Raw genomic sequence first — 26,174 nt, forward strand, 5'->3', positions numbered from 1 at the left:
CCGACTTTCCATACGACACGATCACGAACAAGTGGCGCAATGGGCACGCCGCCTCGAGGGGCAGTCGGACATCCGCCACCGGCACCGCTGTTTCGAGGCTTCTAGAATCCCGGCGTGGCTCTCACTCTTGCCGACCTCGCCGGCTACACCGACCGTGATCTCGACGGCGATTTGGACCGCTGGTTCTCCGACGCCCCGACGGTTCAGGTGCCGGAGGAAACCCGTACGGTGGCACCGTTTCTCGCGCGTCTCGCGGCGGGGGATGCCGCTGCGCTGGAGGCGTTCGATCGTCGAGTACGTTCGGGCCGGATGCCCCAGTTCTCGGACATCTTCTTCTGGTCGTACGGCTTCGACTTCGCCGGAAACGATTGCGGTATCCGCGATTCGGACTACACCACCGAGCTCACCGACGACGATGTGTACTCGATCGGCGCGGACGGTGGCGGAAACCTGTACGTCGTGCTGACCAATGGTCAGGTGGCCGTGTGGTTCCACGAGGAGGAGGTGCTCGAGGCCAACACCCGCTTCGACAATCTCGATGTCTTCCTCTGGTCGTTCGTGCGCTACCGCGCAGTGCGCGCGGGGAAGCTCCCGCTCTCGGCAGTCGAGGCCGACTTCCTCGCACTCGGCCAGGACGGCGCGCTCGTTCCCGACCTCGGCCTGCTGCGCCTCATGAGGTGAATCGGGGCTCGGCTCGCACTGGAGAAACGACGGCGCGGCGACCATGGTTGGTCGCCGCGCCGCTGTACGTTTGCCCCCGAACAGATCAGTCCCCGGTAGTCTCTATCGAAATCTCGAGTCTCAGTCGTCGCTGACCACTCGATTTTCCAATCGACTTGCCGGGGGCCTGGCCGAATCCTGTGGGCTCCACCGCTCATTTTGACGGACGTCTCCATCGCCATTGCGGCGTTCTCCGGTGTTTCGGTGTATACACAAGTGTCCTCCACCTTTGCCCGTAGTCAATACATGCGGGCACATCGGTGGCAATTTTTTTCTCGGCCCGCTACGACGACCCGATCGCGGCGCGGATTCGGGCGACGAGGTTGTTCAGGCGGGGCTGATGCGAGCCCTCCCAGTAGATCCGGCCGCACTCCGGGCACTGGCGGAAGGTGTCGTAATAACGGCGGGTGAGGGGTTGGAGCCGATCGATGATGTCCTGTTTGGGCACGTCGGTGAGCAGGCCGCCGCAGCGCAGGCAACGGGTGAAGGGGGCCAGCCGATCGGCCAGGTCGAGGCGGCGGATCACCTCCACCAGCTGTTCGAACGGGCGGTTCGAGCGGACGAAGACGCCGTGGGTCACGTTGCGCCGCTTCAGAAGTCCGCGGTCGCGGGTGAGCAGGATGCGATTCTCCGCGGCGGCCGTCGCGGCGAGAGTGGCGTCGTCGGCGTCCCACTCACAGCGAGCGTCGAGTCCCATCAGTCGCAGCAGCGGTCCGAGCCCGCCGAGATTGACGTCGACGACGAAACGCGGATCACGCAGCGGATGAGGGCGTACCCGGGTCAGCGGGCCGATATCCAGCGTCTCGAACATCGGGTAGGCGACGAGCCGATCGCCCGGCTGCGGGTGGTGGCCGAAGCCGACGGATTCGCCGTTCACCAGGATCAGATCGACCTCGGTATGCGGGATACCGGCAGCCTCGACGACGTCTTTCACGGTCTGATGGGGACGGATCGGCCGAGGCTGCGCCGTGTACCGGACATCCTGGTGCAGGAAGTCGTTCAGCTCGGCGTACACGCGCAGTTGGACACTGCCGGTCATATGACCATTGTCGGCCCCGGCAGCGCCATCCGGCTGTCGAGCGGCGCCCCCCGCGAGCGCGGCCTTCCCGATTCCCCTATCCGGTGCTATAAATTAGGGGAGGCTTACCTCTGAGTGGTCGGCCTCTTCGGAAAACAACTCCCGCCAGCGAGGCCCGCCCGTGTATGTCTGCATCTGCAACGCCGTCTCCGAAGACGATGTGCACGACTGCGTTTCGCGCGGCGCCCACTCCGTCCGAGAGGTCAAACGCGCTTGCGGCTGGCGACCGGGCTGCGGCAACTGCGCGAGGCGACTGGCGGAGGTTTTCAGCCAGGCTCAGGCGTCGTCCGGCACCGAGTCCTCAGCGGCCTGATCCGACACGCGCGCTCGCACCTCGCCACCCCGTGTGATCTGTGCCACGATCACGCCATGAAGGGCGACAAGGACATCATTGCACTGCTCAATGACCAGCTGACGGCCGAACTCACCGCGATCAACCAGTACTTTCTGCATGCCAAGATGCAGGAGCACTGGGGCTTCCCGAAACTGGCCCAGCACACCCGCCACGAGTCGATCGACGAGATGCGGCACGCGGAAATCCTCACCGATCGAATCCTGTTTCTCGATGGGCTTCCCAACTACCAGAAACTCGGCCTGCTACGTATCGGACAGACCATCGCCGAACAGCTGCAGGCCGATCTGCAGATCGAAATCGACGCCGTCGACCGGCTGCGCCCGGGCATCGAGCTGATGCGCTCGCGAGGCGACGCGATCTCGGCTCGCCTCTTCGAACAGATCCTCGAGGACGAAGAGCAGCACGTCGACTACCTGCACACCGAACTCGACCTCCTCGAGAAGCTCGGCGAAGCCCTCTATCTCCAGCGCTACACCGACGCCGCGGAGGACTGATCCTGCCTCGTCACAGTCGGCACACCGTCGACCGTGGCGACACCCAGGCGCCGGGCCGTGAGCCGCGCGAGCGCGGCATCGGTGAAGACCGACAACCCGAGATCGGGGTTGTAGCCGTGGATTTCCTTGACGTCGAGCTCGGCCAGGAAATAGAGGATCTCCCGCGAGATCACCTGACCAGGGACCAGCACCGGGAAGCCGGGCGGATAGGGGACGACGAAAGTCGTCGACACCAGGGTCTTTCCCTGGGCGATCCGGCGACCGGCCTCGCCGAGCAGGACGTGTTCGCGGTCGGACTCCTCATATCCGGCGTAGAAGGCCGATCGCATGTCGCCGAACGAGCTGGCGCCGTCGGGACGGAAGGCGGTGTCGAACTCGCTGAAGTCGGGTAGCGCGGGCAGATCCTTGGTGATCGCGTCGACCCGGCGCAGCTGCAGGGCGCGATCGGCCTTGCCGGCCGCGCTCTCGCTGCGCTCGAAGTCGGTGGCGATCCGCCGCAGCACGTCGAGCAGGTACTGCACGCTCGACCAGGTGACGCCGATCGTGAAGATCAACAGCACGCTGTTGATCGAGGTCTTGTTGATCTGGATGCCGAATCGGTCCATCAGGATCTTCCCGCGGAACTCGTATCCGTTCATGCCGGTCTTGCCGATGAACAGGGTGACCCGCGTCGCGTCGAGCACGAACTGATCGGACCGCCACGCCTCGTTCCACTCCGCCAGCCCACCCTGCCTGACCTGCCGGTACGAGCTGACCTCGGAGGCCCGGAACTCCTCGGGCACCAGGTCGGCCTCGTCCAGGATGCGGAACCACTTGCCGATCAGCCGGTCCTTGCGGACCCGGTGCCGGAAGACCAGCGCCATGTCGTAGACGTTGCGGACCAGCTGGAAGCCCTCGATGTCGACCTGCCGGCGCGCCAGGTCCAACGACGCCAGCAGTTGCTGGTTCGGCGACGTCGAGGTATGGGTCAGAAACGCCTCGGTGAACATCTCGCGGACGAGGGCGGCGAAATCCTGGTCGCGGATATGGATCATCGACGCCTGCCGAAGCGCCGACAGCGACTTGTGGGTGGAATGCGTCGCGTATACGCGCACCCGCGCCCGCCCGGGGTCGGGAAGCAGCCGGCGGTCGGCCCACTCGGCACGGTCCACGCCGTCCATCGACGCCTGCCACCGGCGGTACTCCTGGGCGTAACCGGGTGAGGACAATGTCGATTCGAGTTGCTCGGCGGCGACCATCGCGGTCCGCTGCCGGGCCCACGGCACCGCGGTCGCGAACGCGTACCACGCCTCGTCCCACAGGAAGCAGATGTCCGGCTTGATCGCCAGGACCTCCTCCATCACCCGCCGGGGGTTGTAGACGATGCCATCGAACGTGCAGTTGGTGAGCAGCAGCATGCGCACCCGGTCCAGCTGCCCGGCAGCCTCGAGGTCCAGCAACGCCTTCTTGATGGTGTGCAGGGACACCGCTCCGTAGATCGCGAACGGCGCGAGCGGGTAGGCGTCCAGGTACATCGGGTACGCGCCGGCGAGCACCAGGCCGTAATGGTGCGACTTGTGGCAATTGCGGTCGATCAGAACGATGTCGCCCGGCCGGGTCAGGGCCTGCACGACGATCTTGTTCGCGGTGGATGTTCCGTTGGTGACGAAGTACGTCTGATCGGCACACCAGGTCGCGGCGGCCTTGTCCATGGCCGCCCTGATCGTGCCGTGCGGGTCCAGCAGCGAGTCCAGCCCGCCGGAGGTGGACGACGTCTCCGCCATGAAGATGTTGCGGCCGTAGAACTCGCCCATGTCCTGCAGCGATTTGGAGTTGAAGATGCTGGCGCCGCGCGCGACGGGAAGGGCGTGGAATTGGCCGACCGGTGCGGCCGCATAGGCGCGCAGAGCATCGAAAAATGGTGTGGCGAACCGGTTCCGGATGCCGGCGAGCACCGTGCTGTACAGGTCGGTGACATCGTTGAGCCGGTAGAACGTGCGGTCGTAGACGTCCAGCTCGCCCTCGGTCTCCGCGGCGATCGACTCGTCGGTCAGCAGATACAGGTCGATATGAGGCCGCAGCTTCCGGATCCACTCACCGCATTCGACCCAGTCGTGGGTGCGGTCGGTCACGACCACGTCCTCGTTGGCGCCGAGCAGCGTGTTCATCAACGGCACCCGGTCGCGGGAACGCAGCGGCAGGTCATGCCGGATGATCGCCGCCTGAATCTCGCCGTTCAATGCGACGGCGGTGATCGCGTCCTCGATGCTCGTGACGACGAGCAGCTCGAACTGCACATCGTCGCACGGGTCGCGAAGCGCCCGCAGGCTCTCCGCCAGGCTCTCGGGAGCCTCGGGCGGGGAATCGTCGCCGAGCACGACGGTATAGAACTGCTGCTGTCTGGTCCGAGCCACGAGCTCCTGATCGGCCAAGGGCGCGGAGGTGTCGAACAGGGCTGTGCGGTCGCCGTATTCGGAGAGCAGGCGCACGGCCAGCGACACCTCCTCGGTGAGCCGCGCCGTGGCCAGGTCGTCGACATATCTGTGGAACGCCGCCAGTCGCTCCGCTCCCGGATACAGCCAGTACCGCTCGTAGGCGCCGAGACGATCGAGCAGACGTCGCACCACGGCGGCCTCATGTGTGGTGTCCTGACCGGCACGGTCGACATCGGCCAGCTGACGGCAGGCGTCGTCGAGCAGATTCCAGGTATCGATTCGCGAGTACGACGGGTTGGCTACCGCCGCCAGCGCGGAAACACTGAGCCGTTTCGGTCGCTCACCGTCTCGGTGCATGTCGGTTCCGCCCCAATCAGTGCAGACGAGGTGGGTCTGCCGAAAACGGCAGATCGCTCTGGAACAGTCATCCCTGCAAGTATTGTGTCCCGTTGTCGAGCAAATTCCTAGCTCGCGTTCGGCGGCAGTGCGCCGCCATCGGGTTGCCCCGCGGCGACGCGCGGGGCGATGCCGTGAATATCGGATCTCGGGTTGTTTTACTGGCAGGGTGCTCGTTCAGGGCAGTCGTCAGCGCGTCGCCGATCTCGATGCAGGCAGGAATCAGCAGGAACCAACTGTGAGGAGGGCTAGTGACGAACAACGTGATCCGCCGGGTTGCCGGCGCGGTCGGCAAGCTGGGTTTCGCGGGTGCCATGGCAAGTGCGCTGGTTCTGGGGCAGCACGCCGTCGCTCACGCCGCGGAGACGACCACGTTCCAGCTCCCATTGATGGAAGTGTCCCAATCAATCGGAGGCCCCAGGCAGTTCACGATCGGCTTGACGGCCACCGTCGGCGAGCAACGCGGCGTCACCACCTTCGGTGTCGCCACCCCACCACAGTTCGACGGTGGCAGCATGCCCGACTCGGCCGTCCAGATCCACTGGGCGAACCTGACGACCGGAAAAACGGCGGTGACCGACCTGCCAATTCGAGCAATATCACAGCAATCTTGTGACTGCGCCCCGGCATCGGTGTCGGTGTTCACCGGAGCAGGCCGGATCGTCGCAGCCGCCACCACCAACGGCGTCGCCATCAACCTGTCCTCGGGGCTCGGTACGTTCACGGCTTCTTGAGCCCAGAGGGCGAATTGGTGGTCGGCCGGGTGACCGCCCGGCAGCGGCTCAGTGGATCAGTCGGAGAACGGCGCTCCACGGGATGACGGTGCCGGGCTTGCGTGGATTCGGTTGCGGCAGACGGGAAAAGAAGCGATACATCGGGGAGAGCCGCCGAAATCGGCTCGCCGCCTGCAGGATCGACTCCACCTCGAGCACTTCCCATCCTTCGTCCTCGAAGAACGCGACGCCATTCGCCGGCGTGAAGGTGAAGGGCGCGTTCTTCAGCAGGCCGTCACCACTACGCTCCAGACGCTCGGCAATCACGACCGACACGATGTCGACCACCCACCAGGTGATCTCCTCGCGCCGGAAGTCCGCTGCCAGTTGCCGGACCTCGTCGGGCCGCAGATACATGACCAGCCCCTCGGTGATCACGAATGCCCGGGCGGCCCCGGCGAGGGCGTTGTTCAGAAACGCCCGCCGGGCCACCGCATCAGAGAGGTCGACGGCGCGCCTGATCAGCCGGCAACGCGGCGTGTACCGGTCGAGCAGCCGCTTCTTCTCCTCCAGCAGCGCCGGCAGATCGGCTTCGATCCACGTCAGGTCCGCGGGCAGATCGAGCCGGTAGGGCCTGGTGTCCAGGCCTGCCGCCAGGTTGATCACCCGGTCGCAACCGCTGTTGATCGCCGAGCTGATCATGTCGTCGATCAGCTTGGTACGGGCGACGATCGGCCACCCGTGATCGCCCATCACACGGGTCGTCTCGGCCGCGATGACGGGCCCGACGTCGCCTGCGAGCATGCCTGCCAGCGGATCGCGGAACAGTGCGTCCGGGCGCGCCGACTCGATCGCCCGGTACACCGCGACCCACCGTGCGGTGTCGGACACGCTGGAGATGATCGGTTTCATTTCGGTCATGGGACGACGCTCACCAGACGGCGGCCATGGCGGCCGCGATGCGTGCGCGGAGTTCGGGAACGGAGACGACCGCGTCGACCGAGCCGACCTCGACCGCCCGCTGGATGCTGTGCACGCCATCGAATTCGGTCCCGAGGGCGGACAGGTGCTCGGCCCGTACCGTGACACGTTCGTCCGCCAACTCGGTGACCAGCTCGGCCCGCTTACCGGGGTCTTCGGTCATGGCTATTTCCTCCTGCAGACGGCGGATACGCGGATCGGCTGCGGTCCGAGCGTCGACGGTGCGGGCGAACACCACCGCCGCGGCAGGCGCACCGCCGATCACCGATGCGAAGGAGCCCTCGACGGCCAGCACCGTCATATTCGGATTGAGCGCCTTGGAGAACACCACGAAGGCGCCGCCGTGATAGCGCGAGATCACGCAGAAGACGATCCGTCCATCGAAATTGACGATGGCGCGGCCTATTTCGGCGCCGTACTCCAATTGGAGCCGCCGCATCGACTCGGGCGATCCGTCGAAGCCCGACAGGTTCGCCAGCACCACTACCGGGCGGTTGCCGCTGGCGGCGTTGATCGCCCGCGCCACCTTTTTCGACGACAGCGGGAAAAGGGTTCCGGCGGTGAAGGATTCGGGGCCATCGGCGGGCGGGAAGCCGTGCCGGGCAACCGGAGCCGATTCGATGCCGATCAAGCACACGGACCACCCGTCGATGCGGGCATCGGTGACGACCGCGGTCTCGGCCTCGGCCATGTCCGCCCAGCGCTCCGAGAGCGGGAAGTCCTGGTCCGAGACCGCCCGGAGCACGGCCCGGATCGAGAACGGCTTCTTGCGGTCGGGATTGGTGTCCGACCCGAATATCTGTCCGACGGTTGTGAATTCGCTGTCGAGATGGTGGTGCGGGAACTCCGTGATATCGCGATTCACGGGGTCGATGCTCGCTGCCCGGCGCGGACCGGGATCCCCGGCGGCGACGTAGGTGTGTTCGTAGTGGCTCATCAGAATCTCGTGCGCGGCAACGAGATCCGGAGCGAAGTACTGCGCCTGGCCGTTGGCGCCCATCACCCGGGCGTACCCGCCGATCCCGAAGTTGTCCTCCGCCGAGACCCCGCCGGAGAAGTCCAGCGACTGCTTGCCGGTGAGCACCATGGCACTGGCCGGCGTCATCACCAGGATGCCGCGGGTGTGCATCAGCATCGTGGCCTCGGCGTTCCAGTACGGCTGGGCACCGACATTGATCCCCGCGACCACGATGTTGATCTCGCCGCCGTGCTGGGTGAACTGCACGATGCGGCGCAGTACCCGAGCCACCCAGTCCATGTTCTCGGTGCCGGAGTCCATCGAGATGCGCGCACCCGACGACAGCGAATACCACTCGAGCGGAATCCGTTCGCGCTCTGCCAGCACGAGCGCGGCATCGATACGGGTGCATTCGGGCTCACCGAGTGCACCCAGTTCGCGGTACGGGTCACCGAACAGGACGATCCGGCGCACCCCGTCCGGATGCAGCGGGGTCGGCGTGCTGACGGTACCGACGACGATTCCGGCCGCATTGAGGCCACGCGGACGGTCGACCTCGATCAGGTCGCCGCCCTGTGGCGGAAGATCCAGCTCGGTGAAGCTGCCGTTCGGGCCACGTACCAGGTCGATCAGCTCGTAGGGATAGACGGCACCGCGACGCCGGACCCGCAGCACCTTCTGGTCGTAATCACGCAGCGGCGCCAGCGGCTCCGCGGGCGGGGCGTCGACGGTGACCTCGGTGCCGCCGGTCAGGTCGTACCGGAACCGCGTCACCTGGAAGTCGTAGGCGCCGTCGGGCTGACGGACTCGGCCGTGCACCACCACTTCCTGGATACCGGCCCGGATGATCTGCGGTGCGGTGGCGTGCAGCCAGTCGGCCAGCACGGCGGTATCGACATCGATCACCGGACGGATATCGAGCCACACGTGGTTGAGCGCCAGCCGCGTCCCGGCCGGATCCAGGTCTCGGCGGGCCCGCGCCACCACTTCGGCGCACGCATTGAGCACCGTTTCCGCACCGCGCACGGTGACGATGGCGCCGGCGCCGTCACGAACCGGCGCGAACCGGCGCACCTGGGCAAGGGCGACCAGACGTTCGTCGGACGAATTCTCCTTGGCGACCGCGTGATACACGATCATGTCCGGTGGCGCCGGCAGCCGGTCGAGGTGGAAGTTGCGCAACCGCCACAGATGCAGCCGGCGGCCCACCAGCGGGTGCACCCCGCGAATCACGGTATCTTCCACCAGTTCACCGGCGCGGGTGCGGAAGGTGAACTGTTCCAGCGGACCGTCGTGTGGCGGCGCCAGTGCCACCGTGATGCGCCGCATATCCGAGGTCAGTCCGGCGTTCTGCAGCGCGTCCAGCAGTCCGCGGGCCCGCTCGTCGGCGGAACCGGGTGCGGCCGGCCAGGACAGCAGCAGATCGACCACCCGGACGTGGTCGGTGGGCGCGCCTTCCAGCAAGCCGCGCAGTGCGGTGGTGAGGGCGCCCGACGGCCCGTCCCGCAGATCGCTCATCCGCCCCATGGTCGCCACGCAGGTCGTGGGCACGGTGTTGCCCGGCCGGAGTTCGAGCTCGTAGTCGCAGATCGCGAAGGCCCGCCCCGCGATGGTCACCGCGCGCACGTCGCCCAGGTTCTGTTCGGCGTAGCGGCGGCGGCACAGCACCTCGAGCAGCGGGTCGACCGGGAGATGGATGTCTCGCTGGAGTCGAGCCGCCACCAGGTGATCCAGCGACTCGGCGATGTCCGCGATGGCCATGATGCGCCGCGTGCGTTCCGGGAGGTGCGGCAGGCCGGCGAGAATGCGCAGTTCGTCGGGCACCCCGGCCAGCGCCCCGGCCTTCGCCGCCTCGGCCTCGGGGTGCAGGTACCACCGGAATTCGACACTGCGAGCAAGATCGGCGAGCACCGGCGTCCGCGCCGCTCCGACACGGATCATTCGCTCCAGCGCGGGCCGGATACTGTCGTCGTGCTGGCGGGGCTCGCTGAGCCACACCTTCAGCAGATCTTGCATCGCGTGGCTGGATTCATCGAATCGCCTGGTAGCCAGCACAATTCGGTAGACAGCCGCTTCCAGCGCCGGGGTGCGCTCCAAACCATCGACCCGGTAACGGTGCAGTGCGCTGGTCAGAACCTGCCGGAAACCCGCCGTCAGCCGACCGCGGTTCGCGTCCAGGCTCTGCAGATAGATGTGGAGCTGCTCCCGCCGCGAGCGGTGGGTGTCGTCTTCCGGGCGCGGGTCGCACAGTTCCGCTATGTCGCAGAATGATTCGATCAGCTCGGCCTCGGCCGCCCACGGCGCTCCCGCCTCGGCGACGAGGCCGCTCCGGTCTCGCAGATATCGCGTCACCGCCGATTCGGCATCGTCGGCGTGGTCGAAACCGAGGATTACCCCGGATACTTCGCGCAGCGCCCGCGCGGCCCGGATCGCGGTGGACGGCTCGTCGAGCTCCGGCAGCATCAGGTCCACGGGTTCCTGCGGTTCCTCGGTGGCGTTCTCGTCCAGCACCTCCAGTTGCGCCAGCAGCGTTCCGGTGGACACCTGGCTGCCCACCGCCACCAGCAGCTTGCGGACCCGTGCGTCGAACGGCGCCGGGAGCACCGTTTCCATCTTCATGCTCTCGAGCACGAGAACCGGTGTGCCCGCGCCGACCTCGGCGCCCTCGGCGACCGGCGTGGCGACGACGAGAGCGGGCGCGGGCGCGCGGACGGAGCCCCCTTCGTCGCGACTGACCCGGTGTGCGACGCCATCGACCTCGACGACCTGCACGGTGCCGTGTGTCGCCGACACGACGCGATAGGTCCGGTCGCCGACACCGAGCCGGCTGGAGTACGTGTCGATCCGCGTGAGGTCGACATCGAAGCCGGTGTCGTCGCCGATGCCGACGCGGAAGCTGTTCGCACCGGTCCTGGCCGCGATCACCCGATGGCCCCGGCCCGCCAGCTTCACCTCGACCGCGCGCAGCGGTTCGTCGAGCACCTGCGGGCGACCCCCGCGGCCGGTCTCCCACAGGCGGATCCGGCGCGCTGCCTCGTCCTCCTCGTATCCGGCGATGGCGGCGGCCGCGAGCGCGATCCCGGTTCGCTGGGCCGCGTGCAGCTCACCTGCGGCGCGGGCCCGGTCCACCCAGCGGGTGTCGGCGGTGGCGTTCACCACCTCGGCGGACTCCAGCAGAGACATCAGCAGGCCCTTGTTGGTGGCGCCGCCTTCGATGACGACCGTCGTCTCGGCGACCGCCCGGCGCAGGCGGGCAAGGGCCTCGGCCCGATCCCGGCCGTACGCGATGATCTTCGCAATCATCGAGTCGAAATCCGAGGGGATGTCGTCGCCTTCGACAACGCCGGTGTCGATGCGGATGCCGGGCCCGACGGGCCAGCGCAGCAACTCGATCCGCCCCGGCGCCGGGGCGAAATCGCGGTCGGCGTCCTCCGCGTTCAAACGCGCCTCGATCGCGTGGCCGCGCTCGACCGGCTTGTCACCGCGCAGCGGCAATCCGGCCGCCACCTCCAATTGCAGTTTCACCAGGTCGATTCCGGTCGTGACCTCGGTGACCGGATGCTCCACCTGCAGCCGCGTGTTGACCTCCAGGAAGGCGAACAGCTGTTCCTGCGGCTGGTAGAGGAATTCCACGGTGGCGGCCCCGCAGTACTCGACCGCCAGGGCCAGACGCTCGGCCGAATCCTTCACTGTCGCAATCTGTTCCGCGCTCAGCAAGGGCGAGGCGGACTCCTCGATGATCTTCTGGTTGCGCCGCTGAACGGTGCAGTCGCGCACACCCAGCGCCCACGCGGTGCCGTGCGAGTCGGCGATCACCTGTACTTCGATGTGCCGGGCACCGGAAACCAGCCGCTCCAGAAAGACGGTCCCGTTGCCGAACGAACGCGCCGCCTCTTCGCTGGTCCGCGCGTAAGCCTCACGCAACTCCTGAGGCGTCGCGACAATCCGGATGCCCCGGCCACCACCACCGGCGGTCGCCTTGAGCATCAGGGGGTATCCGATCGCTTCGGCCGCGCCCAGTGCGTCGTCGAGCGATTCGACCGGCCCGCGGCTCCAGGCTGCCACCGGCACACCGACCTGTTCGGCCAGCAGCTTGGCGCCGATCTTGTCCCCGAGTGCCCGCATGGCCGTAGCGCTCGGGCCGATGAACGTGACCCCGAGGCGGTCGCACAGCTCGGCGAAGGCCGGGTCCTCGGCCACGAAACCCCAGCCGACCCAGGCCGCGTCGGCCCGGGATTCGGTCAGCGCCCGCTCCAGCACCGCCATGTCCAGATACGGCCGGGCCGAGGCCGGCCCCAGGCAGTACGCCTCATCCGCGTCGCGAACGAACCCCGCCTGCCGCTCACCATCGGTGTGTAGCGCGATGGTGCGCAGCGGCTCTCGATCGCGATGCTGGGCATTGAATTCCCGGACCGCGTGGATCAGGCGGCGGGCCGCCTCTCCACGGTTGACGATGGCGATGCGCGTGAACATTGACTACTCCAGGCAAGAAACGTCGAAGACGTGAAACGCGAGACGGTTAGCGACGCAGCAGAGCCACGCCGAGACTTATCAATCCGGTGGTCAGGCTGATGACTCCGAGCCACAGCACGATGACCAGGGGGTTCGGCTGAGTCCGGCCGCTCCCGAGCGCCGAGAGGAAGAACCCGGCCGAAATCAGCACCGCGGCAGCCGGAATCGCGAGCCGGGAGACCCAGCCGAACCAGCCGGCCAGCCGCAGCGAATCGGCGAGCAGCAGGGAAACGAGCGACAGAATCAGCAACACGGCCGCGTGCGCGTGGCCGGCGCGGTCGAAGCTCTGCTGGAATGTGGTCTGCGGCACCTTGCCGGTATCGACCAGGGTGAGGAAGTATCCGCCGAATTCCACTGATGGCATTACCAGTAACAGAATTCCGGCAATTCGACAGGTCGTCCGTGACAGAGTCGGCGCGACTGCCCCATTGGGCGTTTGGCTTTCCACCGACATCGAACCGGTTTCCTTTCAGTGACTTCGGGGTCTGGATCGAGAACAATCGATCGGGCCACCCAGCTCTCGGCCTCCGGCGGGAGTAGTGCCCGCAACCGATTCAGCGCGCGTTCGCGCCATGAGCCGATCGATCCACGGCCCACTGTCCTCGGCCAGGTCCGACCTTTGTCGTTCGCAACCGGACTCGCTCTCAGGCTATGGGCGCGGACGTAAGGACTGGAGTCCACTTTGGAGGTAACCGCATACCTCGAAAGAGGTAGCCGAGCAGATCGAGCAGCACTACGCATACCCGCGAGAGGCTTCTCGCTACTGCCTCTCACGAATACGGCGACCCGAGAGCGGATCTCAGATACAGCTGTTGATCACATGTGCGATCTCCGCAGGCCGGGCGTCGAGGTAGAAGTGTGAACCGGGGAAGATGTGCAACTCGAACGCCCCGCTGGTGTGCATACGCCATCGTTCGAGTTGGGCGGGTGTAACCACGGGATCGTCGGCACCGGTGAGACCGACGATCGGGCAACGCAGCGGTTCGCCGAGGATGTGAACGTAGCGCTCGATCGCGTGATAATCGTTCCGGACCGAGGGAAGCACGGCAGCGGCAAGCGCGGCGTCGGTTCGCAGGACGGCCACCGACCGAGGGTCGTTCGCCAGACGCTCCATTTCGGCGATCAATGTGGCGTCGTCCGTCTCGATCGTCGTGTCCGGCGGCGGCTCGGAGGGAGCAGTCCGGCCGGAGACGAACAACCTTCTCAGGCGGCGGCCGTGCGTCTCGAGGCGCAGGGCCGTCTCGAAAGCCACTGTGGCACCCATGCTGTGGCCGAAGAAGGCCAGCTCACCGCCGAGCGGTTCCAGTGCCTCGGCGACGTGATCGGCCAGTTCGGTCAATGAGCCGATCGGTGCCTCGCTGATGCGATCGCGGCGGCCCGGGTACTGGATGGCGTAGACCGCGATACCGTCGGCGATGTGGTTCGCGAGTGCGCGATAGCCACCGGCCGCCCCGCCGCCGGGTGGAAAGCACACCAGGGTGGGTTGTCCCGGCGCACCGGCACGCATGCGCCGGGTCCAGGTCGCGAACACGTCACGCGCCACCGGGAACCTCCGCACCACGCGATTTCAGCCAGCGCTCGGTGAACGCGTCCACCGCGCCCGAGTCCTCGATGACCCCCTTGGCGAAAGCCCCGGCGATCAGCCTCCCCGCCATCGGGATTCCGGATTCGACCGTCACCACGTATTCGCACACGGAGCCGTCCGCGCTGTCACGCAATTCGAAAACGCCGGACATCGAGCCGATCGCGGAAATGGTGCCCCGGACCACCGCCCGGGCCACCCCGTCGGCGAACGGCGACCAACGCTCGGAGTATTCCAGGCGCATGCCGGCCGGCCACGCCTTCGACAGCCGGGGCGGGATGCGGTCCGGAGCAAGGGGTTTGGACACGGTGGCGATCATGTCGTCCGAGTCGCGCCGAATCGACAGCTCGGCAAGCGGCCCGTCCAATTCCGCCACCCGCGCCCGCCAGTATTCGGGACTGACCATCGCGTCATGGAGCAGTCCGGCCGAGAAGGGAAATTCACTGATCAAACGAATCTTTTGACCCACAACCACTCCTAGATCTACCGCTCGGCGGCCCTCAGGGCAGCAGCTTCTGGATTCGAGCCCGGGCATCCGGCCAGGACAGCGGGATGTCCTGCGTGGTCGCCGTCGAATCCACGAAGCTCGGGTTGCCGATCCGCCCCTTCATATCGGCGAGCATGTTCGCGTGCGTGCCGCTGTGCGCGAAGCTGTCCATGGCCTCCTTGTCCGACCACGCGGACAGCGTCCAGAAGGTTTTGGTGATCAGCTTGGCGTCCAGCGCGAACCCGACGCAGCCGGGCGCCGACTGCAGCTGGCTGCGGATCCTCATGGTCCAGTACAGAAATCGGGGCACGTCGGCGTAGCTCCGAAGCGGCAGTCGTGAGGTGAGAACGTGGAGTTGATCGCCAGCGGCGGGCTTGTGAGTTCCTTTGGTCCAGGGCAGAGCGGGCATGACGGGCCTCTTCTTTCTCTTGTTGTTTCTCTGATTACGACGGGGTTCCGGAGACCGCTGGTTCGGTATCGCCTGTGTGCTGCTCGATCTCACCTGCGGGCTGCTCGATCTCGATGTCGCCGTCCGACTCGCGGATTCCGAATCGTTCGTAGAGGCGACGCAGGGGGCCCGGGGCCCACCAGCCGAGGTGGCCGAGCAGTCGCAAGATGGCCGGGACGAGCAGGATCCGAACCACCGTGGCGTCCAACACGATTGCGACGACCATGCCTACGCCGAACAGGATCATGGTGAGGACCTGGCTGGAGGCCATCGCCGCCAACGGCACGCACATCAGCAACGCGGCGCTGGTGATGAGCCGGCCGGTGCGCTGCACGCCGGTGGCCACCGCGGCGGTCGGGTCGCCGAGCGTGTCGTACTGTTCGCGCACCCGGGAGAGCAGGAAGACCTCGTAGTCCATGGACAGTCCGAAGATCAAGGCGAACAACATGATCGGCATGTTCGGTTCGATATTGCCGGTGGGCTGGAAACCGAGCAGATCGGCGAAGTGCCCGTCCTGGAAGATCCAGACCAGCACGCCGAAGGTCGCCGACAGCGACAGCAGGTTCATCACGATCGCCTTCAACGGCAACAGCACCGAGCCGAAGGCCAGGAACAGCAGCAGGTAGGTGGCGACGGCGATGTAGATCAGCATGGCGGGCAGCGCGTCGCCGAGCCGGTTCAGGGTGTCGTCGTAGGTCGCGGTCTCGCCACCGAAATACACCGATGCGCCCGGGGGTTTCGGCTGATCACGCAGCCGGTGCAGCAGCTCGCGGCTCGGCTTGGACACCGCCACGCCGTCGTAGGCCACCGATACTCGCGCCACCGTACCCTGGGCGCCGGTGATCTCCGCCCGGCCCGCGCCGGGTACGCCGGCCAGCCGGCGTGCGTAATCCGCCAGTGCCGCTTGCTCGTTCGGCGTGTCCACGCCCGCGGGCAGCACCACGACCGCGTCGATGGTCTTCGCCGCACCGCGCGGGAAATCCTTCTCGAGCATGGTGAACACCTGGCGGCCCTGCGCCGAGTCCGGCAGCTGCCGCGCGTCGTTCACCCCGAATTCGATGCGCAGCACGGGCGACGCCAGCACCAGCAGCAGCGCGATGGCGGCCGCCGCGACGAGCACCGGCCTGCGCATGACGCCCTGGGCCAGCCGGTACCAGAATCCGGTGGCGCTCGGGATCACCGAACGCTGCTTCCACAGCGACAGCGCGTTGAGGCGGTGTCCCAGCAGCGACAGGGCCGCGGGCAGCGCCACGAGCGAGAAGAACATCGACAGCAACACGGCCGCGACACCGCCGTAGGCCATCGACTTCAGGAACACGAACGGGAAGAAGCTCATCGAGGCGAGCGCGACCGCGACGGTGATACCGGAGACGGCGACCGTGCGGCCGGCGGTGGCGAGGGTGCGGGCCAGCGCGTCGCCACCCGTATGACCCTGTTCCATCTCCTCGCGGTAGCGGCTCACGATGAACAGGCCGTAGTCGATGGCGACGGCCAGGCCGAGGATGGTCACCAGACTCATTGCGAAGACGGAGATGTCGGTGAATCGGGCGAACACCCGCAGGACGGCCATCGAGCCGAGGATCGAGAGACCTCCGACCGCGAGCGGCAGGCCGGCCGCGACGAATCCACCGAACACGATCACCAGGAAGATGAACAGCACCGGGAACGACAGTCCCTCGGCCATGCCGAGATCTTTGCCGACCTGATCACCGGCTTCGTATCCCGCGGGTGTGTTACCGCCTCGGAAGGTCTGCAGGCCCGTCGCCGACAGCTTGTCCTTGATCTTCAGATAGCTGTCCTGCTTGGCATTGTCGTCGCCACCGACGAAATTCAGCAGCGTGTAGGTCGCGTGCCGGTCATGACTGACGAGCTCGTCCAGTCCGGTACGCCAATAGTCGACCGATCCGGTGACCGCCGTGCCCGGCAGTCCGTCGAGCACATCCTCGACCGACTTGCGGAACGCCGGGTCGTCTACGGTGCGATCCGCGCTGCGGTAGATGATCACCGCGTCGGGACTGCGCTGCGCGAACGACTTGTCGGCCAGTACGGCCGCTGTGCGGCTGTCGGAGCCGCGTGCCTCGAAGCCGTTCGGCACCATGTCGCCGAACACCCCGAGCCCGTAGATTCCGGACAGTACGGCCAGCACCGCCGTGACGGCCAGCACGATCAGTCGCCGGCGGTGGATGAAGTAGCCCAGTCTTTCGAACACTGCTACACCCCTTTTCGAGCAGGAAAGATCAACGAGCCGTTACTGTTTCGGGCGCATCCGCGGCTGTCTCCGCCGCTGCGGCCGTGGCGGTCTCCGCCGCTGCGGGCGCCCCGCTGCCGGCCCGCTCGGGCCGTCGCGGAAGCAGGATCGCGACGATCGCGCTCACCGTCAGGAAGGCGCAGGCCCACCAGAGCGCGGGCACGTAGCCGTCGGTGAAGGTTCGCGGGTTGGCGTAGCTGCCGTGGGCGGCGAACACCGCTCCCAGCACCGCGATACCGAGCACCGTCCCGAAGTAGCGGATGGCACTGGACACGCCGGAGGCGACGCCTTCGAATTGCGGCGCAACATATTCCAGCGCCAGTCGCGCGATCGGCGGGAAGAACAGGCCCATCCCCGCGCCACTGATCACGAAGGAGGGCACGAGCACCGCGTAGGAGACATCGGGGGTGGTGACCGCCGCCAGCCATCCCAGGCCGATGGCCTGGAGCACCAAACCCACGACCAGCACCGGCTTTCCGCCGATCCTGTCGATCAGGATGCCTGCGATCGGGGCCGTGAACGTCGGCATGGCCGTCCACGCCAGGGTGTGCACGCCGGCCGACAGCGCCGAATAGTGCTGGGCCGACTGCAGGAACTGCACCAGGAAGAACACCGCGCCGAACATGCCGACCGACATCCCGAGCGCCGCCAGGGCGGTCAATGTGAAACCGCGGCTGGTGAAGATCACCGGCGGCACCATCGGCTCGGAGACCCGGTTGATCCACGCGACGAACACCGCGAGCAGCAGCGCGCCACCGATCAGCGAGCCGAGCACACCGGCACTGGTCCATCCGTGATCATTGCCGCGGATCAGGCCGAACACAATGCCGAGCAGGCCCAGCGCGATCAGTGCGTTACCCACCAGGTCCAGCCGGGCACTCGTGCCGAAGCTCTCCCCCACCAGGGCGATGGCGAGCGGAACGAGAACCACACCGATCGGCACATTGATCCAGAAGATCCATTGCCACGACGCGTAATTCGTGATCGCACCGCCGACCACCGGGCCGAGACCGACCGCCAGACCGCTCATGGCACTCCACATCCCGATGGCCGCACCGCGCTTGGCCGGTGGGACGGCCTGGGCGAGCAGCGTCAAGGTCAACGGGATGACGATGGCCGCACCCACCCCCTGTACCGCGCGGGCAGCGATCAGCAGGCCGATCGACGAGGACAGGGCGCAGGCCGCGGACGCCGCGGTGAAGATGACCAGGCCGGCCACGAAGGTGCGCTTGCGGCCGAATCGATCACCCAGTGATGCGCCGGCCAGCAGCAGCACCGCTTCGGTCAGCGTGTAGGAGTTGATGATCCACTGCAGGCCGTCCAGGCCCGTATGCAGTTCGGTCCGAATGGTGGGAAGCGCGTTGAAGACGACCAGATTGTCCAGCGAGACCATGAAAATGGCGATTCCACTGACGATAAAGGTCCACAACACACGACGAGAGTCGGTATTCGACATGGTGGTTCCTTATGAAGAATTATGGCGTAGTTCGTAAATCGACTGCGCTGAGAAACCGCCAGAAACCCGGACGCTACTCGCCCGCGTCCGGGTTCAACAGTTCTAGTTCCAGCACACTCGTGACATTCAGCAACATGCCCTGAGCCATGAAATTGAACGCCCCGCCGGCATCGCTGCCGGACAGCTCCCGCACCGTCTGGTAGAGCCGATGGAAGCGTTCACGCGCCAGGGTCCGGATCTCCTCGTCGAGAGCCGACGCCGCGTATATCTGCAGTTGAAAGGTCAGTGACTGGCGATCGCCCAGCAGATCGATGTAGGCGTCCGCCATCGCGTCCAGACGATCGGCGGCATCGGTTGCGACGCTCCGGGCGGCCGCCGCACGAAAAGCGTTCTCGACCGTATCGAATGCTTGATTCGCCGCGGCGAGGAAGACCGCTTTCTTGGTCGGGAACAATCGGAAAAGGTAGGCCTGCGAAATTCCGGCTCGCTGGGCGATCGACTCCGTTGACGTCGCCGCATAGCCACCGGCAGCGAATTCGGCGATGGCGGCAGCCAATACCTGTTCGCGTCGCGCACTCTTCGACATGCGCGTCCTTACCGGTGAGCTCATGGTCCTTAGTTTAGTGAGCACTCACCCAACTAAGCAACGTGCTAGGCGGACAGTTCAGCAGTCGTTAACAGTTCGGACACCAGCCTCGACACGATCCGGCTCCCGTTGCGGGACATCACCGATGCCGGATGGAACTGCAGCGAGGCGAAGCCGTCGCCACGCAGCCCGTGCACCTCGCCGGTGCGCGGGTCGCGCGCCACCAGCACGCGGCCGCCGTTACCGCGAGCCTCGAAAACCTCACTGTCGCTGTGCGCTTCGAAGGCGTTGTAGAAGTACACCGGCTCGGCGACGCCGAACAGGTCGATCACCCTCAGGACACCTTGATTCGACACCGCTCTGCGCCGAATCGGCAGCCCCAGCACCGTACTCAGCACCTGATGGCCCAGGCACACCGAGAAGAACGGTCTCCGGGCGGCGAGCAGTTCCTCGGTGAGCTCGCGCAGCCTCGCGATCTTCGGATCCCGCACCTCGCGAGGATCTCCGGGCCCCGGGCCGACGACGGCCAGGTCGAATCGCGAAACATCGAGCGGTGCATCGAATCTGCGCACGGTGATGGCGAATCCGAGCGCGCGCAGCATCCGCGCACCCATCGCGGTGAAGGCATCCTCGCCATCGATGATCACCGCGGTGCGGCCGCGATACTCCGGTGCGGGGGGCAACGGATCCAGCCACAGCGGTGCGAGCGGGCTGTTTCGCGCACGCAATGCCTCGCGAACGGCGACATGGTCGCCGATGCCCGCATACGCCGGAGGCACGGTGCCGCGGCGCAGGGCGTTCAGCAACCCCGCGGCCTTGGCCCGCGTCTCCAGCGCCTCCGCCGCGGGATCGGAATCACGAACGATCGTGGCGCCCACGCCGATTCGCATGGCGCCCGCGGAGTCGATGTCGGCGGTCCGGATCAGAATCGCCGAATCCATTCGCCGCGCGCCGCTGTCGTCGCGGCCGACAAGTGCCACCACCCCGGCGTAATAGCCGCGGCCGTCCGGTTCGAAGCGCGCGATCACCCGGCACGCGTTCTCCAGCGGGCTGCCGGTGACCGTGGGCGCGAGCAGGGTCTCCCGCAGCACCTCTCGATAGTCTCGATCGCTGCGCCCGGTGATGAGGTAGCGGGTGTGGGCGAGGTGAGCCATCTCCTGCAGTTCCGGGCCCTCCACGTAGGGCTCGTCGCAGATCCGGCACATCATCTTCAACTCTTCGTCGAGCACCATGTACAGCTCATTGGCCTCCTTGCCGTCGGCAAGGAAATCCAGGACGCCCGCGGGGGTCGGCCCACCGGCCGGATAGCGGTACGTGCCGCTGATGGGTGTCATGGCGACCGTGCCGCGATCGAGGCTGACATGGCGTTCCGGGCTCGCGCCGATGAGCATCCGCTCGCCGGTATAGACGAGGAACGTCCAATACGCACTGCGCTCGCCGGTGAGCAGGCGCGCGAACAATGCCAATCCGGAGGCGACGTCCCAGTTGCCGACCTCGGCCCGCCAGGTTCGCCGCAGCACGAAGTTGGCTCCCGCGCCGTGGCCGATCTCCTCGGCGACGACGCGTGCGACCAGGGCGGCATACTCGTCGTCGCTGATGTCGAATTCGCCCTCGCCCACATCGATCCGGTGATCGGCGAAACCCTTCCGGAACGCGTCCGGCTCGAGCTCGAAACTCTCGGTGACCTTCAGGTACAACACCGGCTCCGCGTCCGGCGGGTGGGCGAAGCCACGTTCACCGACCACTCGATACGGCAACAGCGCCAGCAGCTGGTGGCAGTCCGTGCCGCCCATGCCGGCATCGGGCAGCTGAGCGGTGCCCGCTACCTCGTGCATATCGCCCAGCAGCGCCTCGATACGATTCCCGGGTCCGGCCTCCGGGCGATACAACAGCGCGAAAGGCGTTCCACCGCAGCCCAACTCGGCGATCCGCTGCTGGTTCCGAGCGGTCAAGGCACTCTCGTCTCGTACGCTGCGAGTTCCGTGGCCACCTGCGAGGTCAGCACCACGCGGCCACAGCGGGTTGCCACGTATTCCATCGCCATCCGGTGGTATTCGGGGGTGAAGTCGGCGACCGCGTCGGCGATCACGAAGGCCTGCACATTGTTCGCGAAGGCGTCGGCGGCGGTGAGCAGCACGCCGACGTGGGCGTAGACACCGCAGATCAGCAGTTGGTCGCGCTCCAGGTAGTGCATCCGCTCGAGCAGATTCGTGCTGTGGAACGCGCTGGCCCGCCACTTGGTGAGGACGGGATCGCCGAGGGCGGGGGCGATCTCCGATGGAATGCCGCGATCTTCGGGCCGTGCGGACATACCCGGACCCCAGAAGTCCAGCAGCAGACCCCGCTGCTCCCGGGTCATGCTGCCCGGTTGCGCCGTATAGATGGTCGGAATGTCCAGCTGCTCACAGTGTTCCCGCAGCCGTCGCACGTTTCGCATGAGTGCGCTCCGGGGCTCACAGCCGTCCGCGAACGGCTGCAGGAAATAGTGCTGCATGTCGTGGACGAGCAGGACGGCCCGGTGCGGCTCGATCGCCCAGTCGACGAGGTTGGCCGGCAGCTCCGGCTCGGTCGGCATGGGATAGGGGGCAATAGGCGAAATCGCCACGGAGACAGTCCTCCTCGGTCAGACACCCAGGGTCGCGCCGCCGTCGACGACGAGCTCCTGCAGGGTGATGTGGGCGGCGGCGTCGGACAGCAGGAAGCGGACGGCCGCGGCGATGTCATCGGGCTGTGCGATGCGGCCCAGGGGAATACCGATCCGGAAGGCCTCCGGGACGCCGTCCACCGCGACGCGCGAAGCCTGCTCGTGGTTGAACAACGCGGTCAGCATCGGTGTATCGGTGGATCCGGGAGCCACTACGTTGCAGCGGATCCCGTACTGCGCGAGCTCCAGCCCGAGACAGCGGGTGAACATGGTCGCGGCGGCTTTCGAGGCCGCATAGGCGGCCATGCCCATGCGTGGGGTCGATCCGGCATTGGACGACACGGTGACGATCGCGCCCCTCGACCGGCCCGCCATCTGCCGTGCGACGGCGCGGCTCATATGAAAGACACCGCCGACGTTCACCGCCATGGTGTAGTGCCAGTCCTCGTCGGACATGTCGGCAATCCAGCCGGACTGGAGGACGCCGGCCGCATTGACGAGATAGTCGATACCGCCGAGCGCAGTGCAGGCCTGGAGCACCGCGCCCTCGGCCTGCTCGGCACAGCTGACGTCCGCGACCAGCGACAGCGTCCGGCAATCCTCGAGTCCCGGCCCGGATGCCACCCGTTCCAACGCGGCTGGATCCCGGTCGACCATGGCGACCGCGATTCCGGCGAAGGCCAGTTCGCGGACGATCGCCGCGCCGATTCCGCCGGCCGCTCCCGTCACCAGCGCTACCTTCATCGCGCGACCCCGTTCAGGATGCCGTCGACCACGTCACCGGGGACGCGCAGGCAACGGGTCGTGAAGGAGCCCAGCGCGTCGAGGTAGCGGTCGCGCAGCTCGGCGAAGGAGATGCCGACCGGCTCTCCACCCGCGATCAAGGTCCGCCCGGCAACCATCACCGTGTCCACGTCGGCGGAACCACCGAGCCACAGGAAGCTTTCCAACGGCCGGGGATTGAGCAGATAGCGCCAGTCGTCCGTGCGCACGAGCACCAGGTCCGCCTGTTTGCCCGGCTCCAGACTGCCGATCTCAGCGGACCACTGCAGGCCCTTCGCGGCGATGCGGGTCGCCATTGCCAGCGCGTCCGTGGGCAGTACCTCGATCTGGCTGGCGGCCATCTCGTTGTAGGTGAGCCAGGCCGCGCGCATCGTCTCGGCCATGCCGGCGTTCGGCAGCGAGGCTCCGTCGGTGGACAGTGAGACGTCCAGGCCCGCCCGCCGCAGCGCGGGCACCACACCCGTCTCGGTGATCGTGGATTCGCCTGCGGGACCGTACTTTCCGGGCGAGTGGCTGATATGGACGCCCGCCTCGAGCAGCAGGCGCTGCTCTTCCTCGTCGACGAAGGCGCAGTGCGCCGCCATCAGCTTGTCGGTCAGCAGGCCGAGGTCGTGCAGCCGCCGCACACCGGTCGTGCCGTAGTACGTGCGGAGCACCTCGGGCTCGTTGCGGACCGCGCCGACGTGGGTTGCGAAGCCCACGTCGTGCCCCTTGACGAGGTCGGCGAAGCCGAAGCCGAGCTCGTCGGTCATATTGGTCACGTACGCGATGCTCGGACGGCATCTGATGCGGCCCGTCGTATCGGAGTCGCACTGGCGCAGCAGGTCTTCGACCGCGGACAGCACCGTCTCGGTGTCTCGCGTGCGCTCGTACCGGTCGCCGCCGGGCGGGCAGACGGCGTCCCCCGCCCAGGTGGTCGCGCTGAAGCGGATGCCGAGATCCAGTGCGGCCCTGACCATGTCGTGCGGCCGATTGAGCGAGCCGACGTCGCCGATGGTGGTGACGCCGCCGCGCAGCTGCGTCCACATGGAGTACTGGGCGATGGCGTAGGCCTCGTCGGGTGTCAGCCCGGCGATCAGTCCGTCGAAGGAGTCGAAGGTGCGCGAGATGGTGTGCATGTCGCCGCCACCGCCGAAGAAGCCGACCTCATCGGCTCGATCGGCGGCCGGGCGCAGGGCGCCGCGCAGCGGGAATCCCATCGCGAACATGTCGTGCCAGTGCCCGTTGACCAGGCCGGGCAGCACCATCATCGCGCCGGCGTCGACGAGTTCCAGCGCGTCACGGACAGCCGCGTCGAGTGTGGCGACAGCGCCGCGGACTTCCTCGACGGAGCCTACGGCGGTGATCCGCTCCCCCACCACGAGGACCGAGCCCCGCGGGATGACGGTGTCGCCGGAGTCGGCCGGGTAGACGCAGCCGCCTTCGATCAGGACCGCGCGCTCGCTCATCGGCTCGTCTCCAGCCCGGTGAAGTACGTCACCCAGGCCCGCAGCGTCGGGACTTCGATCAGCGCCTCGAAGTCCGCGGGAATGCCGGCCTTGTTCCAGCGCCCCACCATTCGCATGATCTCGAGCGAACTCAGCCCCAGCAGCACGAGATTCGCGTCCGCGTCGAGTTCGGCGGGGTCCGCCAACTCCAGGGGGACGGCCAGCAGCGCGCGAAGTTCGCTCTCGCCGGGGATCGCCGAAACACCTCGAGCCGCACCGTTCGTCACGACGGCACTCCTTCCACTGTGCGCGCCAGCGCCTTCTTGTCGACCTTGCCCAGCGGGGTCAGCGGCAATTCCCCGACCACCCGCACTTCATCGGGCAGCTTGTAGTCGGCGACCCCGCGCGCGTGCATCGCCTGCCGCAGCTCCGCGGTCGTCGGCGCGGGCCCGGACGGCACGATGAACGCGCAGATGCGTTCGCCGAACAGCTCGTCGGGCAGGCCGACGACGGCGGCCGCCGCGACCGCCGCGTGCGTGAGCAGATGCTCCTCGACCTCGACGGCGTTGATCTTGTCGCCGCCTCGGATGACCACGTCCTTGATCCGGCCCTCGATCACCAGATCACCCCGCGGCGTCAGCCGGGCGAGATCGCCGGTGCGGTAGAAACCGTCCGTGGTGAACGCTCGTTCGTTGTGCTCGGGCGCGGAGTAGTAGCCGCGAATCGTGTACGGGCCGCGCGTGATCAGCTCGCCGACGTCACCCAGCGGTACCGGCTCGACTCCGTCGACGATCCGGATCTCGTCCGCGTAGGAGACCGGGCGCCCCTGGGTGGTCAGCTTCACCTCGAGCGGATCGTCGGCGCGCGTGAAGCACAGCAGGCCCTCCGCCATGCCGAACACCTGCTGCAGATCGCAGTCCAGTGCGGGCATCACCCGCGCGGCCAGTTCGCGGGACAGCTTCGCGCCGCCGACCTGCACCAGGCGCAGGCTGCTCAGATTCGCGGTCGTCCACTCGGCGACCTCGATCCACAGCGCCAGCACGGACGGCACCAGCGAGGTGAAGGTCACCCCTTCGCGCTCGACGAGCGGCATGCAGGCCATGGGATTCGGGGTGTCCGACAGGACCACGGTGCCGCCCGTCGCCAGCGTGCCGACGACGCCGGGGCATCCCCAGGCGAAATTGAATTCGATGGGCAGCGCCGCCAGATACGTGTCGTGGCTGGTGATTCCGCACAGCGCGGTCGTCTGCGCCAGCTGGTACGCGTAATCGTCGTGGGTCCGTGGCACCAGTTTCGGCAGCGCCGTGGTGCCTCCGGACAGCAGGAAGAAGGCGATGTCCGAGGGGTCGGCCGGCGGCGGCGTCCAGTTCTCGTCGACGCCGAGCGCGTCCACCGCCACCAGACCGTCGACGGCCGCTCCGACCACGAAGAGCGTTCGCAGCGAGGGGTTCTCGCTCCGGACGCGGAGGGCGAGCTCACGATGGTCGAAGGTGCGGTGCACATCCGGGAACACGTAGTGGGTCGCGCCGGAGAGCCGCACGAGGTGGGTGATCTCCGTATGCCGGTGGGCGATCAGCGAGAAGACCGGCTTGGCGCCCATTTTCATCAGCGCGAAGACGATCGCCACGAACTCCGGGACATTCGGGAGTTGCACGAGCACCCGGTCCCCGGCGGCCACGCCCTGCCGGGCGAAACCGGACGCCAGCCGGAAGATCCACTCCTCCAGTTCGCCGTAGGTGTATCGGCGATCGCCGTATACCAGTGCGACAGCGTCGGTTTCGCGGTGGGCGGCATGCGTCGTCAGCGCGTCGAGCGGCTCACCGCGCCAGATTCCCAGTCGTCGGTAGCGCTCGGCCGTGTCCGCCGGCCACGCGGTGCATCCGGTCAGCATC

At 67.0% G+C, this 26,174-nt stretch carries 20 protein-coding genes and 1 pseudogene; 4 read left to right on the forward strand and 17 right to left on the reverse strand.

Annotated features, from left to right (window positions below; genetic code table 11):
• The first annotated feature begins 114 nt into the window (after nt 1-114).
• On the forward strand, nt 115-681 hold the full coding sequence (locus ABZV44_RS13630) for a hypothetical protein (RefSeq protein WP_354835670.1): 567 nt from the start codon (nt 115-117) through the stop codon (nt 679-681).
• Nucleotides 682-1,003: 322 nt separating this feature from the next.
• On the opposite strand, the gene ABZV44_RS13635 is transcribed toward ABZV44_RS13630, so the two are convergent.
• A complete protein-coding gene (locus ABZV44_RS13635; protein ID WP_354835672.1) occupies nt 1,004-1,759 on the reverse strand; it encodes a Mut7-C RNAse domain-containing protein in 756 nt (251 codons plus the stop codon).
• Nucleotides 1,760-1,919: 160 nt separating this feature from the next.
• Between ABZV44_RS13635 and ABZV44_RS13640 the strand changes: the two genes are divergently transcribed.
• On the forward strand, nt 1,920-2,111 hold the full coding sequence (locus tag ABZV44_RS13640; RefSeq protein ID WP_354835674.1) for a (2Fe-2S)-binding protein: 192 nt from the start codon (nt 1,920-1,922) through the stop codon (nt 2,109-2,111).
• A gap of 56 nt (nt 2,112-2,167) precedes the next feature.
• Nucleotides 2,168-2,647, forward strand: a complete 480-nt coding sequence (bfr, locus tag ABZV44_RS13645; protein ID WP_354835676.1) for a bacterioferritin — start codon at nt 2,168-2,170, stop codon at nt 2,645-2,647.
• Between the two features lie 29 nt (nt 2,648-2,676).
• Here the strand turns inward: bfr and ABZV44_RS13650 are convergent.
• A pseudogene (locus ABZV44_RS13650) lies at nt 2,677-5,418 on the reverse strand (aminotransferase class I/II-fold pyridoxal phosphate-dependent enzyme); the annotation flags it as partial.
• 290 nt (nt 5,419-5,708) lie between these two features.
• Here ABZV44_RS13650 and ABZV44_RS13655 point away from each other — a divergent pair.
• Nucleotides 5,709-6,191: a hypothetical protein gene (locus ABZV44_RS13655; protein WP_354835678.1), complete on the forward strand. Its 483-nt coding sequence runs from the start codon at nt 5,709-5,711 to the stop codon at nt 6,189-6,191.
• Between the two features lie 48 nt (nt 6,192-6,239).
• Here ABZV44_RS13655 and ABZV44_RS13660 read toward each other — a convergent pair whose 3' ends face one another.
• The 15 genes from ABZV44_RS13660 to ABZV44_RS13730 form a co-directional block, all read right to left on the reverse strand.
• Nucleotides 6,240-7,091 (reverse strand): SAM-dependent methyltransferase, encoded by an 852-nt coding sequence (locus ABZV44_RS13660; RefSeq protein WP_354835680.1) that lies wholly within the window; start codon nt 7,089-7,091, stop codon nt 6,240-6,242.
• Nucleotides 7,092-7,101: 10 nt separating this feature from the next.
• Nucleotides 7,102-12,582, reverse strand: coding sequence for a biotin carboxylase N-terminal domain-containing protein (locus tag ABZV44_RS13665; protein ID WP_354835682.1), 5,481 nt, complete (start codon nt 12,580-12,582; stop codon nt 7,102-7,104).
• A gap of 46 nt (nt 12,583-12,628) precedes the next feature.
• Entirely contained in the window at nt 12,629-13,075 is a 447-nt protein-coding gene (locus tag ABZV44_RS13670; protein WP_354835684.1) for a hypothetical protein, read from the reverse strand.
• Between the two features lie 345 nt (nt 13,076-13,420).
• Nucleotides 13,421-14,164 (reverse strand): alpha/beta fold hydrolase, encoded by a 744-nt coding sequence (locus tag ABZV44_RS13675; RefSeq protein ID WP_354835686.1) that lies wholly within the window; start codon nt 14,162-14,164, stop codon nt 13,421-13,423.
• A complete protein-coding gene (locus ABZV44_RS13680) occupies nt 14,154-14,672 on the reverse strand; it encodes a DUF2505 domain-containing protein (RefSeq protein WP_354835688.1) in 519 nt (172 codons plus the stop codon). Before ABZV44_RS13680 ends, ABZV44_RS13675 begins: the two co-directional genes overlap by 11 nt.
• A gap of 31 nt (nt 14,673-14,703) precedes the next feature.
• Nucleotides 14,704-14,976: a hypothetical protein gene (locus ABZV44_RS13685; RefSeq protein ID WP_354835690.1), complete on the reverse strand. Its 273-nt coding sequence runs from the start codon at nt 14,974-14,976 to the stop codon at nt 14,704-14,706.
• A gap of 157 nt (nt 14,977-15,133) precedes the next feature.
• The gene (locus tag ABZV44_RS13690) at nt 15,134-17,347 is read right to left on the reverse strand and encodes an MMPL family transporter (protein ID WP_354835692.1); all 2,214 of its coding nucleotides are present in this window, start codon (nt 17,345-17,347) and stop codon (nt 15,134-15,136) included.
• Nucleotides 17,348-17,375: 28 nt separating this feature from the next.
• The gene (locus ABZV44_RS13695) at nt 17,376-18,842 is read right to left on the reverse strand and encodes a DHA2 family efflux MFS transporter permease subunit (RefSeq protein ID WP_354835694.1); all 1,467 of its coding nucleotides are present in this window, start codon (nt 18,840-18,842) and stop codon (nt 17,376-17,378) included.
• Nucleotides 18,843-18,915: 73 nt separating this feature from the next.
• Nucleotides 18,916-19,428, reverse strand: a complete 513-nt coding sequence (locus ABZV44_RS13700) for a TetR/AcrR family transcriptional regulator (RefSeq protein ID WP_354835696.1) — start codon at nt 19,426-19,428, stop codon at nt 18,916-18,918.
• Between the two features lie 65 nt (nt 19,429-19,493).
• Complete coding sequence (locus ABZV44_RS13705; RefSeq protein ID WP_354835698.1) at nt 19,494-21,380, reverse strand: anthranilate synthase family protein; 1,887 nt, start codon at nt 21,378-21,380, stop codon at nt 19,494-19,496.
• A complete protein-coding gene (locus ABZV44_RS13710; RefSeq protein ID WP_354836004.1) occupies nt 21,377-22,003 on the reverse strand; it encodes an isochorismatase family protein in 627 nt (208 codons plus the stop codon). The genes ABZV44_RS13705 and ABZV44_RS13710 overlap by 4 nt, the downstream gene beginning before the upstream one ends.
• Nucleotides 22,004-22,051: 48 nt before the next feature.
• Complete coding sequence (locus ABZV44_RS13715) at nt 22,052-22,816, reverse strand: 2,3-dihydro-2,3-dihydroxybenzoate dehydrogenase (protein WP_354835700.1); 765 nt, start codon at nt 22,814-22,816, stop codon at nt 22,052-22,054.
• Complete coding sequence (locus tag ABZV44_RS13720) at nt 22,813-24,303, reverse strand: amidohydrolase family protein (RefSeq protein WP_354835702.1); 1,491 nt, start codon at nt 24,301-24,303, stop codon at nt 22,813-22,815. Before ABZV44_RS13720 ends, ABZV44_RS13715 begins: the two co-directional genes overlap by 4 nt.
• Nucleotides 24,300-24,569, reverse strand: a complete 270-nt coding sequence (locus ABZV44_RS13725) for a phosphopantetheine-binding protein (protein WP_354835704.1) — start codon at nt 24,567-24,569, stop codon at nt 24,300-24,302. Before ABZV44_RS13725 ends, ABZV44_RS13720 begins: the two co-directional genes overlap by 4 nt.
• Entirely contained in the window at nt 24,566-26,173 is a 1,608-nt protein-coding gene (locus ABZV44_RS13730) for an AMP-binding protein (protein WP_354835706.1), read from the reverse strand. The genes ABZV44_RS13725 and ABZV44_RS13730 overlap by 4 nt, the downstream gene beginning before the upstream one ends.
• Nucleotide 26,174: the final 1 nt, after the last annotated feature.

Source organism: Nocardia sp. NPDC004860 (genome assembly GCF_040609015.1).
Lineage (GTDB): Bacteria > Actinomycetota > Actinomycetes > Mycobacteriales > Mycobacteriaceae > Nocardia.